The sequence below is a fragment of the Amphibacillus sediminis NBRC 103570 genome (assembly GCF_001552275.1).
Classification (GTDB): domain Bacteria; phylum Bacillota; class Bacilli; order Bacillales; family Amphibacillaceae; genus Amphibacillus_B; species Amphibacillus_B sediminis.
This window is the reverse complement of the sequence record NZ_BCQW01000028.1, coordinates 1-16,310: the sequence shown is the minus strand read 5'-3', so window position 1 is coordinate 16,310 and position 16,310 is coordinate 1. Positions and strand designations below refer to the sequence as shown.

Annotated in this window: 16 protein-coding genes; 11 read left to right on the top strand and 5 right to left on the bottom strand. The window is 39.6% G+C overall.

Annotated features, from left to right (window positions below; all coding sequences use genetic code 11):
- Positions 1-48: 48 nt before the first annotated feature.
- The 4 genes from polX to uvrC all read left to right on the top strand — a co-directional run bounded on the left by polX (position 49) and on the right by uvrC (position 6,868).
- The gene (polX, locus tag ASE01S_RS13285) at positions 49-1,764 is read left to right on the top strand and encodes a DNA polymerase/3'-5' exonuclease PolX (RefSeq protein ID WP_245630385.1); all 1,716 of its coding nucleotides are present in this window, start codon (positions 49-51) and stop codon (positions 1,762-1,764) included.
- Between the two features lie 9 nt (positions 1,765-1,773).
- Positions 1,774-4,122 (top strand): endonuclease MutS2, encoded by a 2,349-nt coding sequence (locus ASE01S_RS13280; protein WP_067843348.1) that lies wholly within the window; start codon positions 1,774-1,776, stop codon positions 4,120-4,122.
- A gap of 121 nt (positions 4,123-4,243) precedes the next feature.
- On the top strand, positions 4,244-4,558 hold the full coding sequence (trxA, locus tag ASE01S_RS13275) for a thioredoxin (protein ID WP_067843345.1): 315 nt from the start codon (positions 4,244-4,246) through the stop codon (positions 4,556-4,558).
- Positions 4,559-5,080: 522 nt separating this feature from the next.
- Positions 5,081-6,868, top strand: coding sequence for an excinuclease ABC subunit UvrC (gene uvrC, locus ASE01S_RS13270; RefSeq protein WP_067843343.1), 1,788 nt, complete (start codon positions 5,081-5,083; stop codon positions 6,866-6,868).
- 101 nt (positions 6,869-6,969) lie between these two features.
- Here the strand turns inward: uvrC and ASE01S_RS13265 are convergent, their stop codons facing one another.
- The gene (locus ASE01S_RS13265) at positions 6,970-7,404 is read right to left on the bottom strand and encodes a YslB family protein (RefSeq protein ID WP_067843340.1); all 435 of its coding nucleotides are present in this window, start codon (positions 7,402-7,404) and stop codon (positions 6,970-6,972) included.
- Between the two features lie 632 nt (positions 7,405-8,036).
- Between ASE01S_RS13265 and ASE01S_RS13260 the strand changes: the two genes are divergently transcribed.
- From ASE01S_RS13260 to ASE01S_RS13250, 3 genes are all read left to right on the top strand, one after another.
- A complete protein-coding gene (locus ASE01S_RS13260) occupies positions 8,037-8,261 on the top strand; it encodes a helix-turn-helix domain-containing protein (protein ID WP_067843338.1) in 225 nt (74 codons plus the stop codon).
- 311 nt (positions 8,262-8,572) lie between these two features.
- Entirely contained in the window at positions 8,573-9,118 is a 546-nt protein-coding gene (locus ASE01S_RS13255) for a hypothetical protein (RefSeq protein WP_067843336.1), read from the top strand.
- The gene (locus tag ASE01S_RS13250; RefSeq protein ID WP_067843334.1) at positions 9,118-9,663 is read left to right on the top strand and encodes a hypothetical protein; all 546 of its coding nucleotides are present in this window, start codon (positions 9,118-9,120) and stop codon (positions 9,661-9,663) included. Before ASE01S_RS13255 ends, ASE01S_RS13250 begins: the two co-directional genes overlap by 1 nt.
- Positions 9,664-10,599: 936 nt before the next feature.
- Here ASE01S_RS13250 and ASE01S_RS13245 read toward each other — a convergent pair.
- Together ASE01S_RS13245 and ASE01S_RS13240 are read right to left on the bottom strand one after the other, a co-directional pair.
- A complete protein-coding gene (locus tag ASE01S_RS13245; protein ID WP_067843332.1) occupies positions 10,600-10,956 on the bottom strand; it encodes a PH domain-containing protein in 357 nt (118 codons plus the stop codon).
- Between the two features lie 2 nt (positions 10,957-10,958).
- On the bottom strand, positions 10,959-11,510 hold the full coding sequence (locus ASE01S_RS13240) for a helix-turn-helix domain-containing protein (protein ID WP_067843329.1): 552 nt from the start codon (positions 11,508-11,510) through the stop codon (positions 10,959-10,961).
- Positions 11,511-11,612: 102 nt separating this feature from the next.
- Between ASE01S_RS13240 and ASE01S_RS13235 the strand changes: the two genes are divergently transcribed.
- On the top strand, positions 11,613-12,680 hold the full coding sequence (locus ASE01S_RS13235) for an alpha/beta fold hydrolase (RefSeq protein WP_067843326.1): 1,068 nt from the start codon (positions 11,613-11,615) through the stop codon (positions 12,678-12,680).
- A gap of 337 nt (positions 12,681-13,017) precedes the next feature.
- Complete coding sequence (locus tag ASE01S_RS13230) at positions 13,018-13,935, top strand: helix-turn-helix domain-containing protein (RefSeq protein WP_067843323.1); 918 nt, start codon at positions 13,018-13,020, stop codon at positions 13,933-13,935.
- A gap of 428 nt (positions 13,936-14,363) precedes the next feature.
- On the opposite strand, the gene ASE01S_RS13225 is transcribed toward ASE01S_RS13230, so the two are convergent.
- A complete protein-coding gene (locus ASE01S_RS13225) occupies positions 14,364-14,558 on the bottom strand; it encodes a hypothetical protein (protein WP_067843320.1) in 195 nt (64 codons plus the stop codon).
- 2 nt (positions 14,559-14,560) lie between these two features.
- The gene (locus ASE01S_RS16100) at positions 14,561-14,776 is read right to left on the bottom strand and encodes a hypothetical protein (protein WP_067843317.1); all 216 of its coding nucleotides are present in this window, start codon (positions 14,774-14,776) and stop codon (positions 14,561-14,563) included.
- A 202-nt stretch (positions 14,777-14,978) separates the two neighbouring features.
- Here ASE01S_RS16100 and ASE01S_RS13215 point away from each other — a divergent pair, with 202 nt between their 5' ends.
- The gene (locus ASE01S_RS13215) at positions 14,979-15,356 is read left to right on the top strand and encodes a BlaI/MecI/CopY family transcriptional regulator (RefSeq protein WP_067843314.1); all 378 of its coding nucleotides are present in this window, start codon (positions 14,979-14,981) and stop codon (positions 15,354-15,356) included.
- A 2-nt stretch (positions 15,357-15,358) separates the two neighbouring features.
- A partial coding sequence (locus tag ASE01S_RS13210) for a M56 family metallopeptidase (protein WP_067843311.1) occupies positions 15,359-16,310 on the top strand: 952 nt, incomplete at its 3' end.

The window sequence follows — 16,310 nt, the reverse complement described above, 5'->3', positions numbered from 1 at the left end:
GCAAGGGTTTTGTCAATAAAATAGATGGAGGAAATATTAGTGTTAGCCATGAACAAAAAGGATATCATTCATTTATTAGAGGAAATTGCTGTATACCTTGAACTCAAGGGGGAAAACCCCTTTAAAATTGCTGCCTATCGAAGAGCAGCCCAAGCGATTGAGACCGATCAGCGTTCACTTACCGAGATTGATGATTTCACCCAGTTAAATGGCATTGGAAAAGGAACGGCAGCTGTTATTGATGAGTATATTTCAACAGGTAAATCTGATACGTTAGAACAGTTAAAAAAAGGGGTTCCAAGTGGATTAATTCCGCTATTGGACTTGCCCGGGTTAGGTGGGAAAAAACTTGCCCGACTCTATCAAGAATTAGATGTAGTCGATATTGAAACATTAAAATCTGCCTGTCAGACTGGGAAAGTAGCCGCATTAAAAGGGTTTGGTCAGAAAACGGAGGAAAAAATTCTAAAGGCGATTTCAGAGGTGAATCAACGTCCTGAACGCCTGCCAATTGCAGATATGCTCCCTGTTGCCAAGTATATAGAGACTTACTTAGCGACGATCCGTTCGATTCAGCGCTTTTCATTGGCAGGTAGTATGCGCAGAATGCGTGAAACAATTAAAGACCTAGATTTCATTATTTCAACTGATCGACCGGACGAGGTAAAAGCAGCTTTATTGAAGATGGACGGGGTAAAGGAAGTTGTCGCCTCAGGAGACACAAAAGTATCAATTATTTTAGCTGATCGTTATGATATTGCTGTTGATTTTCGGATTGTTGAAAATCAGCAATTTGCTACGACCTTACATCATTTTACTGGCTCGAAGGATCACAATGTGGCGATGCGTCAAAAGGCGAAAGCACAGGGCGAAAAAATAAGTGAATATGGTGTTGAGGTAATTGAATCAGGTGAGATTCATACATTTGCTAGTGAAGCAGATTTCTTTGGTCACTTTGGTTTACATTATATTCCACCTGAACTAAGAGAGTCTTCCGGTGAGCTTGAGGCATTTGAACATCCCGTTTCGCTAATTGATGAGAAAGATATTCAAGGTGATCTGCATATGCACACGACATGGAGTGACGGGGCTCAAACGATTGAAGAAATGGTGCAGTTTGCAAGAAAGAAGGGCTATCGCTATCTAGCCATTACGGATCATTCGAAATTTTTACGTGTCGCGAACGGACTGAATGAGGATCGTTTACGTGAGCAACGCCTTGAGATTGAACGTATCCGGAACAAGTACCCAGACATTGACGTCCTTTGTGGGGTAGAAATGGACATATTACCAGATGGCTCGCTTGATTTTGAGCAAGATTTCCTCAAGGAGATGGATTTTGTGATCGGGGCAATTCACTCGAGCTTTAATCAGACGGAAGCAAAAATAATGAAACGCTTGTTTAATGCTATGGAAAATCCTTATGTAAAGGTGATTGCCCATCCGACTGGACGGATTATTGGAAGACGTGCAGGGTATCGTGCAAATGTTGAGCAACTGATTGAAAAAGCTAAACAGACAGGAACCATTCTTGAATTGAATGCTAATCCAAAGCGGTTTGATTTGTCAGCGGAATGGGTTCGAATGGCGCAAGACCAAGGTGTTCACATTGCTATTAATACCGATGCGCATCATGAAGCATCGCTTCATTATATGTCTGAAGGGGTTCGTGTTGCCCGAAGAGGGTGGCTTAAGCCGGAGATGGTGGTCAATACCTGGTCACTCAAAGACTTAAAAGCATTTTGGAAAAGAAAAGAAGAATAGGTGATAATAATGAATGAACGCATTTTTCGCGTTTTAGAATTTAATAAAATTATTGAACAGCTCGCTGATCATGCCGCCTCTTCACTAGGAAAGGATTCGGCACGACGGCTCAAGCCAGCTACCGAGTTAGCTGTCGTCAAGCAGCTCCAAGCAGAAACCGACCAAGCTGTCCAAATCCTTCGCCTTCATGGCGATGTTCCTTTTGGAGGGATTAGCGATATTCGACCAAGCTTAAAGCGGGCTGAGGTAGGCGGCGTTTTAAACGCGCAAGAATGCCTGCAAATCGCTGGTTTGATTTATGGTGGCAAACAGCTTCGACGTTTTGTCGATAGTTTAGAAGAACTAGAGGTGCCTTTAATAAGAGAGCAAGTCGCTAATATTCAACCGTTAAGTGAATTAGAGCAAGAAATTAGAAGCTGTATTGATGATCATGCCCACGTGATGGATGGAGCTTCAGATAAGCTTCGTGCGATCCGGGCGAAAATTAGAACAAGCGAAAGTAGAATTAGAGAACGATTAGATAGTTATATTCGTAGCAAAAGCAAGATGCTGTCAGATGCGATTGTAACCATACGTAATGACCGTTATGTCCTACCGGTTAAACAAGAATATCGCGCAGCAATCGGCGGGATCGTCCATGACCAATCTTCTTCTGGACAGACTCTATTCATGGAGCCGCAAGCCGTAGTGGACATTAATAACACCCTTTCTGAAGCAAAGGTGCAGGAAAAGGCAGAAATCGAACGTATCTTAAGAGAGCTTACTGTGAGCATCGCATCTGACCTTGTTCCATTAAAGGTAAATGTTGAAGCATTAGCCGCATTAGATTTTATTTTTGCCCGTGCCAAACTGGGCCAATCCATGCGTGCCGCCATGCCTACTATGAATGACCAAGGTTACATTGAGATGAAGCAAGCACGACATCCCTTATTGGATCAGGATCAAGTCGTTGCCAATGATATCGTATTAGGAAAAGACTATCATGCTATTGTAATTACCGGTCCGAATACAGGGGGAAAAACTGTCACCTTAAAGCTCATTGGTCTTTGTACACTGATGGGGCAATCCGGTTTACAAATACCCGCACTTGATGGTTGTCAATTGGCTGTTTTTGATGAGGTATTTGCTGATATTGGTGACGAGCAGTCCATTGAGCAAAGTTTAAGTACATTCTCATCACATATGACCAATATTGTTGAGATTTTAGGACAGGTTACTGACCGTACACTTGTATTATTTGATGAGCTCGGTGCAGGGACGGACCCACAAGAGGGGGCAGCCTTAGCGATGGCGATTTTAGACGAGGTTGTTAAACGAAAGGCACGTATTATCGCAACCACACATTATCCGGAATTAAAGGCCTATGGCTATAACCGTGATGGTGTCATTAACGCCTCAGTTGAATTTGATGTTCAAACATTGAAGCCAACCTACCGCTTATTAATTGGGGTACCAGGCCGAAGTAATGCCTTTGAAATTTCTCGTCGCTTAGGCTTGAATAGTGAATTGATTCAATCTGCCAAACAGTTGATTGGTACAGATTCGACCAGTGTAGAAAAAATGATTGAGTCCCTTGATACAGCTCGACGAAAGGCTGAGCAAGATTATGACGATGCTGAGCGAACGTTACAGGAGGCAGAACAACTTAAACGTCATTTGGAAAAGCAATGGCATCAGTTTGAACAAGAACGGGAAACATTATATAAGAAGGCCGAACAAAAGGCAGAGCAAGCGATTGAAAAGGCCCGTAAAGAAGCAGAAGAAATTGTTGATACGATTCGTGCGATGAAGCATCAATCGGCCCTTAAAGAGCATGAATGGATTGAAGCGCGTAAATTACTTGATCAAGCCAAACCTGAGTTAAGCCAAAAAACACAAGAACAGACTATCTCGAAGCGACCAAAGCAAGAGCAAACCCTTGAAGTTGGAGATGAAGTAAAATTATTAACCTTGAATCAAAACGGTACGATCCTTGAGCATGTGAGTAACAATGAATTTCAGGTTCAGGTTGGGATGATGAAAATGAAAGTGAAAAGACAAGATCTCCAACTACTAAAAAGAGATAACCCTGTTGTCGAGAGACCACTTGCGACTATTAAAGGCTCTAACTATCATGTTAAAACCGAGCTTGATTTACGCGGGGAGCGTTATGAGGACGCCATACAAGAGCTTGAAAAATATGTCGATGACGCTTTGCTAGCTGGTTATGCCCGTGTATCCATTATTCATGGAAAAGGGACAGGGGCTTTGCGTAAGGGTGTTCAGGAATTTGCGAAGAAACATCGCCAGATTGAATCAGCAAGGCCAGGTGGTATGAATGAAGGTGGCAGTGGTGTAACCATCTTTGAATTTAAATAATCGGTATTAGTAGACACTGACTGGGAAAGCTAGCTATGAGCAGACAGCTAGCCAAATGATTAGCTTGGGTGTTATACTAGCATTTGAATTAAATAGCTATAGTATTAGGAGGGATTAGATAATGGCAATTACAAATGTAACAGATGCTAATTTCGCAACAGAAACTGGATCTGGCCTTGTCTTAGCTGATTTCTGGGCTCCATGGTGTGGCCCTTGTAAAATGATTGGTCCTGTTTTAGAAGAAATATCAGAGGAGATGGGCGATAAAGTCAAAATTGTTAAGTTAAATGTTGACGATAACCAAGCCACCTCTAGCCAATATGGTGTGATGAGTATTCCAACACTTTTATTATTCAAAGACGGTGAAATTGTAGACCAAATCGTTGGTTTCCAGCCGAAAGAAGCGTTAGAAGAGCGGATTAATCAACACGTATAATTAATTGAATTATCTATTGAGCTAAAACTACACCTCAAGTGTCTTCAGTCATTTGAGGTGTAGTTTTTGTGATTAAAGAATTGGACAATTGAAGGTTAAAAAGTGAAGGATAGTCAGCGTTAAAGAAAGAATCAGGTGAAACAGAGTTACTACTGCCCTCCATTCAATTTTAACGCAGTGTAACTGGCTGGGGTTACGATTACTCGCCCAATCGAAGGGCTTTTGTAAGCCTACACCTTCAAGAAATAAGGGAACACGTCATGTCTAAGTAAGAGATCCAACAGCCAGTAACTTCAGGATTGGTTCAACTAACGTTGAGTAGGGGAGAGGAAGCTGACTAAGTTCGCGACCTCGTGTCGCAATGTCTGCACTAGCATATCCTCTGCGTCGAAACTCCACTAAACGAGGTTTCATTTTATTGATGTGATGAAGGGATGTACTAGAGTATTAATTTATTCAATGCTTATCTCACGTATGCTATACTAGTGACAGATCATTTTTGTAAAGATGGAGTGTACGTCTATGTCTAGTTTGATTCAAGAAAAACTGGCTGTTTTACCTGTTCAGCCAGGCTGTTATTTAATGAAGGATAAGCATGGCACGGTTATTTATGTTGGGAAGTCAAAAAAACTCAAAAATCGTGTTCGTTCTTATTTTGCAGGCGCTAATGATCAAAAAACGCAACGACTTGTTCAGGAAATTGCTGACTTTGAATATATCGTGACCTCATCAGAGATTGAAGCACTTATTCTAGAAATGAATTTAATTAAGAAATATGATCCTAAATATAATGTTTTATTAAAGGATGACAAAAGCTATCCGTACTTAAAGGTGACCAACGAAAGACATCCACGGTTAATTGTGACAAGGAAGGTATTAAAGGATAAAGGAAAATACTTTGGTCCCTATCCGAATGTATTAGCCGCAAGAGAGACTAAGAAGCTGTTAGATCGAATCTATCCATTACGGAAATGCAATAATCCACCGGGCAAGCATTGTTTATACTATCATTTAGGTCAGTGCTTAGCCTGTGCTGACTCACCGCCAACTAAGGAGGAGTATCAAACCATTGTACAGGACGTTGTTTCATTTCTAAACGGTGGGCATCTAGCGATAAAAAAAGAGTTAAAAGCTAAAATGGAAGCAGCCAGTGAAGATCTAAATTTTGAACGAGCGATGGAGCTTCGTGATCAAATTCAACATATTGATGCAGTCATGGAACAACAAAAAATGACCTTAAAGGACCAAGTCAATCGTGATGTATTTCATTATGCTTATGATAAGGGCTGGATGTGTGTACAAGTGTTTTTTATTCGTCAAGGAAAACTAATTGAACGAGACGTGTCGATTTTTCCATTCTTCGATGATGCAGAGGAAACCTTTACCACGTTTATTGGGCGCTTTTATTTGCATCATAATCATCCAAAGCCAAAGCAAGTTTTAGTACCTGCTCCAATCAATTATGAGCTATTAAGTGAATTATTGGAGATTGATGTCACGATCCCTTATCGCGGTCGTAAGAAGGATTTAATTGATTTGGCTGGTAAAAATGCTGAAATTGCTTTAGCTGAGAAATTCTCACTAATCGAACGTAATGAGGAACGTACAATTAAGGCAGTGGAGCGTCTTGGTGAACAATTAAATATCGAAACACCACATCGAATCGAAGCTTTTGATAACTCTAATATTCAAGGTACCGATCCTGTCTCAGCAATGGTCGTGTTTATTGATGGGAAGGCGGAAAAAAAGGAATATCGAAAATATAAGGTAAGGGGAGTTAAGGGCCCTGATGATTATGAAACAATGCGTGAAGTCATTCGACGTCGTTATACCCGTGTACTTAAAGAAAATCTACCTCTACCAGATTTAATTTTAGTCGATGGAAGTAAAGGACAAATGTCTGCAGCGATTGAAGTCTTAGAAGATGAACTTGGTCTAGACATCCCATTATGTGGCTTAGCTAAAGATGATAAGCATAAAACAAGTGAATTACTCTATGGCGAACCCCCAGAGCCGATACAATTAGACCGTAAATCACAAGAATTTTATTTAATTCAACGGATTCAGGACGAAGTACACCGCTTTGCGATTACTTTCCACCGCCAACTACGTGGGAAAAGTGCCTTTAAATCAGAGCTTGATGCTATTCCAGGTGTTGGAGAAAAACGTCGTAAGCTTTTGTTAACACACTTTAAATCGATAGCAGAAATTAAGCAAGCTTCAATTGAAACCTTGAAGCGACTTGGTATACCAGAGCCGACTGCACAAACTATCTTAGACCATTTAAACCAAGAAAAAGACTTAAGCTAAAAATAGCCTATAAACACGTAAGAGCCGATCACGTGTTTATAGGCTGTTTTAATGTTGAGATACAAAAATAAATGATGTTAAATCTATCGCTAAGCAGTGAGTTAAATATAGCGTTGAACTCGAAGCTCGACATAATTTTTTTTCGGCTTTTCTTCTTCTATACACTCACAGCTGTATTGTTTGATTTGCTCCATAGCAGCAGCTAAGAAACCAGCTTCAATACGATAATCGGTCTCAATTCCTAGTGCATAACGATTTGAAATCGCTTTGGTTTGTAGTTTAAAAATATGTTCTGAACGCTTTTCCTTGACAAGCTCAAGTGCACCCCAACCAGTATTTTTAAAAAAGATAATGACTTGATCAATCGAACTCCATTTAATCTGTCTTGCTAAATTCTTTCCTAACACATATAAAATAGTCGGCGCATCCTTGCCAAGTAAATCAGGCAAAGCAACATAGCGTAGTAAATCATAGCCTGATCCCGTTGTCTCCATCTTTTCCACAATCGCCTCTATTTTAGTGATGTTGTCATGCATAAATCCAAGTCCCCCTTAAACATATAACCTAAATTCTATTATCACCTCTAAATTGATCGAATGCAATCCTTTTATTGATGGAGGACTAATATGATTCGACAGTATGAATAGGGAAGGAAGAAACATACGTTGCTCAGCTACGAAAGAGGCATTTTAGCTCGGTACTGATTTAACATAGTTGTTGCTTTTGAAATGTTGAATTAGCTTTGGTTAAAATCAGAAATCTTTAGATTATTTGCTATATGAGACAGATTCCTACGTGCAATTAGGTTATCGTATTTGTCACACTGATCAATTTTTAATCATAAATCATAAGTGAGATAGAACAGTTAGGTTAGATTTTGCTTGGTATTTTAAGTGTTGCGGGTTTATTGAGTTCATTACCAACATCTGCTTAGATCGTTTGCTCTTATAAAGCATTTCTTGGAAATTAGATGAGTAGACTTGAATTTGATCAGAATAAGCAGGAAAAACATGGTGAATCCTTCCCCAAATAATTATGACAGGTGTTGGTTTTTAAATAATCTCATTTGTAAAAGCACAGAAACCAGCCATTTTCATAAAATACCATGACTAAATCAATTAATACCCTTCAATACGCAGCTTTAAGGACAGCAAGGAGGGGTCTAAATTTGAAAGATCACGACTACAAGCCGAAGCAATTATTGACAAAACGTGAAAAAGAAGTGTTCGAACTACTGGTGCAAGATAAAACAACCAAAGATATAGCGGAGGAACTATTTATCTCGCAGAAAACCGTACGGAACCATATATCAAACACAATTCAAAAATTAGGTGTTAAGGGGCGTTCACAAGCTGTGGTAGAGCTTTTGCGCATGGGGGAACTGAAGCTCTAGGCAAAACCGACTTTCAATTTGAAAGTCGGTTTTGTTAGGTGTAAGTATGCAGTTAATTTTTCTGTATTTCCTTGGTGACCTTTTCAAATGAAAAGCACACTGACAATGTCTCTTTAATTGTAGGGAAAAATTAGACTTAATCTTATTAGAAGTTGAATTTGATGAACTATAAGTAACGAATTTTGTAGAATAATATAATAATTATAAATATCTAAGATGTGAATTGATTTATTGAATTACAAATGATAGTGGTGTAATATTACGGATAAGGAATATAATGTTATAAAAATACAAAAAAAGGAGTATATATTGTGAAGAGATGCACAAAATTTATTATTCTATTTTTATTTATGCTATTTTTACTTATACCAGAAAATACTTTAGCTGCATCTGATTTAGAACAAGATGATTTATTTACACCTAGTTGTGCTACATGCGACTACAAATATTGGAGAATTACAAGTACTAAATATCTTAATAAGGAGTATAGTTCCACCCGTAAATTTTGGGATGAATTCAAATCGAATACGAATGGACAACAACATGGTATAACAATAAAGTATAATCAGTCGGCAACATGGTCCGGTTCATTTTCAGTTAGTTTTAAAGCTGTAGGTGTTTCTATTGGTGTTACACCAGGGAGTAAATATCCAGTATCATATACAAGTACATCACCCCACACCAAAAAAGGAGAAACTTGGGCGGTTTACTATCGTGAGGGTAAAAAGAAACATAGAATAAATCAAGCAGAATATCATAGAGTTTATGCTACTGGAAAAGATTCGCCAACTGGAAAGAAAAAAACTGGATATGTATATGAACCAGCAGGTCCATCAGTAGAATGGGTTAAAAGATAATGTATAGTTATGTTAAAAAAGTATTAATATGTATTTCTCTTCTTTTAGTTTTAGTATCCTGTAGTAATAATACCTTAATAGAAAGTGAAGCTCCGGAATTCGAGTTATTAATAGTCAGGTCTGGACAAGACTTATACGAAGGTGATACTCAAAAAAAAGACGGATTAATAATTGAAACGTCTTTCTGGGACGAGGAGAATGAAAAACTTTCTGATGATGAAATCCTCTCTTTTTACTTGAATTTGCAAGAAGAAAATAATGATCTTAAACCATACGAAGTAGTATTAGATAAGTACCTTGTAAACTTTGATTTCTCACAAGCTAAAGATAAGCCAAATTATTATATTGCAGTTGTTGGATTTGAAGGTGAAGAAGGAGGGTACTGGCAAGGCGATATTCCTGATAACGGTATATATGGATTTTCTCCTCCTGATCCTGGTGCGGGTATAACGAAAGCAATGGTTATTTTTCAATGGATAGATGAAGATTCCGTCGTTATGGGGCAACAAATAATACGATTTAATTTAAAGGTTCTAGAAAATTAGTTTATTGAATCTGATTATTAGCAAACACCACGAATTAAAAAAACGAAAATTTTAAATTAGATGTTAAGGGGTATTAACAAGCTTTTGCGAATGGGGAACTGAAAACCGACTTTCAAATTTGAAAGTCGGTTTTGTTCATGAGGTTTTAGGACGGGTGAACTCATGAAATTGGCAACGATGTGATGTAGGAGTCTCGGTCCCCATATTAATACGTTTGTACGAACTCGAAGGAACAATTCGAGTATGATGACCGAATGATGCTTCGAGTAAACTTTGATAGAAGAAGCGCCCTGTCAGATAAGAGACAAGAAAATATATGCACCCTCGTGAACCAAGACTTGAAACCTAGAATCTAACAACCGTTCCAAGAGACGGTGAGTCTCTAGTAGGGCTGATATTAATATTGCAGATCAATCAGCTTTTCCGGTAAGCTGAGTCGACTTACCATTGCGGAGAACCACCACATCAAGAGGAACGTAGACCTCGAATCGTGCATCACAATTAGCTAGACCAAAACAAGTGGCTTTCAGGTTCAACGTATTGTCGACCAAGTTCCAGTCTAGTTTTCTCACTACCTTCACATTTTCGCGTTCTTGACAAAAAGATCGGTTGAATATTATTCTGAATCACGTTTAATGTAGTTCCGTCAAATTTTTTTTATTCAGGTTCGACTTCAAATAAGATGCACATGTCACTAAAACGATTATACCTACGAGAAAGAATAGCCATCTTCCAGCCTTGTTCAAAAATCCCCTCTACTTGCAATTTCAACGAGAAAAAGTAGAGTAGCTATAGTCTTTTGTCAAAGTACGGATCAGTCCATAAATTCTTCTTCATTCATATACTTCAGATAGACGGATGCAAATGGGTCATCGACGGACTTTCATACGTGTCATATTATTGAAAATCGTTAAGTTATGTTTCAGAATAGGCAGATCATAAATGCTGACAGCGGGCCATTAACTCCTGCTTGATTTGTTCAGGCTGTTCGGTTTCCACAACGATACGCTGGTACAAAGACGAGGAAGCCAATTCGAGAATCACGACCGAATGTCGCTTCGAGTAGGCCATGAAAGTTCGTTTTCCGTTATGGAGAAAGCGTCCTGTTCGATAAAAGGGCAGAGATACCCCTCCAGTTGGCAATGCCGTGACGCGCTCTTGGAATGGCCCTGTCTGCACGGACATAATCGCGGAATAAGGAATTGTCAATTTGCGCTTGAAACCTGTAATGGCTGTTAACCCGGAAAACGTTAAGACGACTTCAGTAGAGTCAAAAAGAAACTGAGTATTCATTGTTACTCTCCTTTACTTGTTTTTTTTTGAGATTGTGGAATCATCATCGAAGCAAAAAGACGTGTTTTTCGCCCAGGAGCTGGCTTATTCGCCGCAACCTTGTCCAGCAATTCATTGATGGTTGCAACAAAAGCTGAAAACTCTTCATCCGTCATATGGAGCGGTGCGTTCCAATAACCGAATCCATCTGCCGCGTACTGCTCTGGCGGTGTTTTGCTCAGATAAGCGGTTGCTTGTTGGAGCAGATTGGCATGGAAGACGGAGAAGTACCGCAGATGGTCCTCTTGAGAAGCGGAGTATGCTTCACTCTCCGAAATGGACAAATTTTCTTGCATGACAGCATAGACGCGTTCTTCTTGTCCGTGTATTTTGTTGACTTGGACGACTTCAATCAAGTTGGATTCCAGCATCAGCTTCATATGGCGGTATAGAGTGGCTTGCGGCACATCACCAAGCGCTTCCACCAATTGCAAAATGGTTTGAGGCTCTCCCGCAAGCAACTGTTGAATGATTCGCATCCGTACGGGATGAAGCAGTAAATCGGTTTTTTTCACAGTCCTCACCTCGAATTTGTATAGGATTGTCGTAACAGCAACGATAAGGATTGCTTGACTTACTGTTACTATTTTATATAATGATAATAGCATGATTGGTTTATGATTGCAAATAAAGCTCGTTGGTATGGGATGAACGAACAACAAATGAAAGTAGGGTTGAGAATGACATTAGAACAAAAAACAAAGATGTTGAAGAGGCGATGGCCCAAAGCAGTGCTAATTATCCTGTTGGTGCTCGTAGTGTCAGTAATCGCGGGTTCCATTTACCAAGATCGAAGCAAGCAGGCGGAAGCCATTCAATATCCGCCATTGGGCACAATAGTTGAGGTTGAAGGGCAACAAATGCATGTATACGCACAAGGTGAAGGAGATATGACCATTGTGTTGGCTTCGGGGCATGGTACGGAAAATCCATATGTGGATTTCTACCCGCTGCATGAGAAACTCTCCGAGCAGGCTAGGGTGGTCGTTTATGATCGCTTTGGTTATGGCTGGAGTGATCAAACATCGGTTTCAAGGGATATTGATACCATTACGCAAGAATTGCACACCTTATTGCACGAGAGCGGGGAGAAGGGCCCTTATCTTTTCGTTGCACATTCCATCGCTTCTCTGGAAGCTATTCGCTTTGCCCAGACACATCCGGATGAAGTTGCAGGTATTGTTCTTCTTGATGCTGGCAATCCGACATTTTACGAGACCTATGAGACACCTTCGAAAGCAGTTCAGAAGAGCATGCAAACGTTGAAAAACACCGGCGTGCTGCGTATGCTATCCAATATTGAATCCGTTGCCGATACCTTGCTTCAGCCAGAAGAAGGATATGGGCAACATATTCCTGAGTCGCTCAAGAAATTGCAGCTTGCGATGTTCTTGAAAAATTTTTCGAATGACACAGTCATTGACGAAATGCTGCTTCTGCAGTCTAATGCTAAAAAAGTGATCGATGCCGGTGATCTTGGGGATCTGCCGCTTATCTGGTTCACATCGGGGATCAATCAGCAAGCGATCAAGGGGTGGGCGGAGTCTCAGGAAGCGCTGGCGGAATGGTCAACAAACAACAAACAAATGATATTAGACAGTGCGGGCCATTATGTGCATCATCATGAACCTGGAATTATTATCGAAGAAATTTCGAATCTGACAAAAGCTTTGCTTCAAAATTGAATGGAGCAACTGCGGTTAAAAAGAGGGACTGTTTTTGTCTGGCTATTCGACCGTCTGGCAGGCGAGCTCTGTCTTTTGTAGGACGCAGCTGACCGGAAAAAGGTGGAATAATTCGAATGACAAGGCAACAACCCGGATTAATATCTTCATAGGTTTGATTATAGAATTATAATCTGGCTATCTCACCTGGAAAACTCTCTTAACGAGTGTTGCAACGAGAAAAATCGCGATGCTACGCAAAAAAAGCGAAGGTGCAACTGTAAAATGGCAAGGTTGCAACCTCTGGTAGGTAGATAAATAGTGGCTGTTGGTTTACGATAAGGGTGAGGTGAAGAGAATGGAATTTTATCAAAAACTAAAAAAACTGAGAGCACAAAAAGGATGGTCCCAAGAGGAATTTGCCGAAAAGCTTCAAGTCTCCAGACAAGCGGTAAGTAAGTGGGAGAACGGTCAAGGCTTTCCGGAAACAGAGAAACTGGTGAAAATGAGCAGGCTATTCCAGGTTTCGATCGATTACCTATTAAAGGATGAAGATCAGCCCTTCGGAGAACAAGGAACGATTGACGAGGGCTACTATGCCAGTCAGGAAGTTGTGGAAGCCTATCTTTTAAATAAGAAGCAGGGCGCAAAAAAAATCGCAGCTGGCGTGGCTATTCTTATAGCCTCGATCTTATTGCCTATGTATTTTCAAGAAGCGTTTAGTTATGTGTTGTTTATGATGGTTGTTGCTGTTGGAGTGGCTATCTTGGTGTGGCAAGGCTTTAGCGTAAAAGCGTACGAGGAACTTGAAACACAACCATTAGTTTTTGATGATTCGTTTATTCAAGACTTTAGACAGAAAAGCTTGGCCAATCGTAAAAGGTATGGAATATTAATCGTCACCGGAATTGTGATCATTATATTAAGTTTTGGGATACCTTTTTTGACTAACGACACAGGTCATGCAGACAGAGATCCCCTCTTAGCACTAATGCCGCTGACATGGGCATTTGCTGTGTACTTGTTCATTATTGCAGGATCGGCAATGGAGGGCGAACGATTGGTTGCTAACAATGAAGAATATGTAAAGGAGTATGAGAAAGATGAGGAATTGAGCAAACATGGCTGGATTCATGCGGTAGTTTGGCCCTTGGCAACTGTTGTTTTTCTTGCAATCGGTTTTATTTGGAATGCCTGGCATCCTGGGTGGTTAGTGTTTCTGGTTGCCTCCGTTTGTACAATCGCTTACACAGGATGGAAAAGCAGTAAAGATTGAAAAGGAAGATGGCAGTCCATTCTGTCATCTTCCTCCTATGTGTATTTTACGATTCAAGGAACCTTGATTAAGTTAAGTATTTGTAGGTATCTTTTTTATCACAGTGTAACTGGCTGGGACTGCGATTACTCGCCCCATCGAAGGGCTTTTGTAAGCATCCCCGTTCAAGAAATAAGGGAATACGTCATGTCTAAGTGGTAGATCCAACTGCTAGAACGTCCCGATTGGTTCAACTAACGTTCAGTGGGGGAAAGAGGAAATTGACTAAGTTCGCGACGTCGTGTCGCAACGTCTGCACGAGTACATCCTATGCGTCGAACCCCCACTGAACGAAGGCTCACTTTTTCCCTTAATTAATATAAGCGAATTCATTCATTTAGAATACTACTGACCATTTTATTTTAAAAGCCTGTCAACGCTTTTAACGTCTAATATACAGGGATATTTGCCTTTCCCTTGAGATATCTCAGATTGTCTCTCGTCGCTTCACCAATGGCACTTGTTACTTTCTCTCGTAATGTCTCGGAAGTTTTTTCTTTCTTGTTTTCTGTCCGTCTTTCGACTCCTCCGAATAATGTTTTTAATGCCAAATGATCAAGGAAGGTAACCAATCCAGTACTCATTCCTATAAGTCCTTTTCTATCCAACTACGACCATTTCCGAGCCTTTTGGCTAACACACTCATCGTTCCTTTTGCACTTCTAATTGGACGCATTCCTACGGAATCTAATCCTTGTTCTTTCAGTAGTGAAATTCCCATATGAACAACTAGTTTATTTTGTGATACACCGTATTCCAAGCGTTTATCTTTTAATTGTTGATACCAAGGTACTTGATTCATGTGCATTCCTCCAAACTTAAAAAGATGTCAACTAAAGGTTAAAAGCTGTGTGGTGGTGTATTTAAACGAATTGACCTTGCCATTAATGGCAAGACAGTCATATATTTTAGACAATTGTAAAAATATTTATTAAAGCTATTGACTATCATATTTTACAAGTGTAGAATATCAGAAAGACAATTGTAGAAAAGGAGTTATTTGTATGGAAAATATGAAGAGGCTGCCAGACGCAGAATTTGAAATTATGAAGGTTGTATGGGAGAAAGAATCACCTATCACAACAGCGATGATTATGGAAGAAATAGGGGATAAACGCAAATGGAAAGCACCTACTGTACTTACCCTTATGAGACGTTTAGTCGAAAGAGGGTTTTTACGAACAGAAAAAAAAGGAAAAGAGCGTACGTATTATCCTTTAATAAGTAAAGAAGATTATCTCGAATTAGAAACAGAAAAGTTTATGAAACAGTATCATAAAAACTCATTTTTAAGCCTAGTCAACACTTTGTACAACACAAAAGAGCCTTCCGAGAAAGAATTAGATGAATTATTGAAATGGGCTAAAGAACGGAGGAAATAACTTTGCAGCAATTTATGATTTCGTTACTTGAAGTTTCTATTGCTATGTCAATAATCGCGATTGTGTACATTGCGGTCACGCCATTATTAAGCAAAATTTTTACAGCAAAAGGACGTTATTATGCATGGCTGGTGATTATTTTAGGGATGATTATTCCATTCAGATTTTCCTGGCAAGGTTCAGTAATTGCTATTGATACATTCATGCCTGCAACAAATAATTATTTCGTAAAACCCTATCAGATAACCACGTTATCAACTTTTTCATGGCCTGTTCTATTTAGTGTGCTATGGCTTGTCGGTGTGGCTGTTTTTATCACAATTCATATAATTCGACACAGACGTTTCTTGAAAATGGTGAAACGTTGGAGCATTAAAGTGGATGATGAACAAGTACTGAATATGTTGCATGGGGTTCAAACGGAGTTGCGTATTAGGAAACAGATAGAATTGCAAACCTGTCCTGGTATTTCTAGTCCTATGTTGCTTGGTTTTTTCCGACCAACTATTTTGCTTCCAGTAAACAACATTCCTCCAGATGAGCTTCCGCTTATTTTAAAGCATGAATTGATCCATTATAAACGCAGAGACATTTGGTATAAAGCATTAGTATTTTTAGCTACAGCACTGCATTGGTTCAATCCATTCGTTTATCTGGTAGCAAGAGAAATCGCTATTCAATGCGAGATTTCTTGTGATGAAGAAGTAGTGAAAAGTACAGACATGAATGGTCGACAAAAATACGTTGAAGCAATCATTGGGGTTATTAGAAAACAACCAATGGTGAAAAGCAAATTCTCTACAAACTTTTATAGTGGGAAGAAAGGGATGAAGCATAGAGTTTTCTCCATTATGGATGCCAAAAATAAAAGATGGGGATTTTCAATTTTGGCAATTGTTATTGTACTAACTTTCAGTACAAGCATGATGATAAAAATTAGGATACCAGATTTTG

Bases quoted from the DNA above. Each gene is read 5' to 3' on its own strand.
- ASE01S_RS13265 (WP_067843340.1), bottom strand. From the start codon at position 7,404: ATGCATGACAACATCACTAAAATAGAGGCGATTGTGGAAAAGATGGAG.
- ASE01S_RS16100 (WP_067843317.1), bottom strand. From the start codon at position 14,776: ATGAATCAAGTACCTTGGTATCAACAATTAAAAGATAAACGCTTGGAA.
- ASE01S_RS13245 (WP_067843332.1), bottom strand. From the start codon at position 10,956: ATGAATACTCAGTTTCTTTTTGACTCTACTGAAGTCGTCTTAACGTTT.
- ASE01S_RS13230 (WP_067843323.1), top strand. From the start codon at position 13,018: ATGGAATTTTATCAAAAACTAAAAAAACTGAGAGCACAAAAAGGATGG.
- polX (WP_245630385.1), top strand. From the start codon at position 49: ATGAACAAAAAGGATATCATTCATTTATTAGAGGAAATTGCTGTATAC.
- ASE01S_RS13225 (WP_067843320.1), bottom strand. From the start codon at position 14,558: ATGAGTACTGGATTGGTTACCTTCCTTGATCATTTGGCATTAAAAACA.
- ASE01S_RS13250 (WP_067843334.1), top strand. From the start codon at position 9,118: ATGTATAGTTATGTTAAAAAAGTATTAATATGTATTTCTCTTCTTTTA.
- ASE01S_RS13280 (WP_067843348.1), top strand. From the start codon at position 1,774: ATGAATGAACGCATTTTTCGCGTTTTAGAATTTAATAAAATTATTGAA.
- ASE01S_RS13215 (WP_067843314.1), top strand. From the start codon at position 14,979: ATGGAAAATATGAAGAGGCTGCCAGACGCAGAATTTGAAATTATGAAG.
- ASE01S_RS13235 (WP_067843326.1), top strand. From the start codon at position 11,613: ATGATTGCAAATAAAGCTCGTTGGTATGGGATGAACGAACAACAAATG.
- trxA (WP_067843345.1), top strand. From the start codon at position 4,244: ATGGCAATTACAAATGTAACAGATGCTAATTTCGCAACAGAAACTGGA.
- uvrC (WP_067843343.1), top strand. From the start codon at position 5,081: ATGTCTAGTTTGATTCAAGAAAAACTGGCTGTTTTACCTGTTCAGCCA.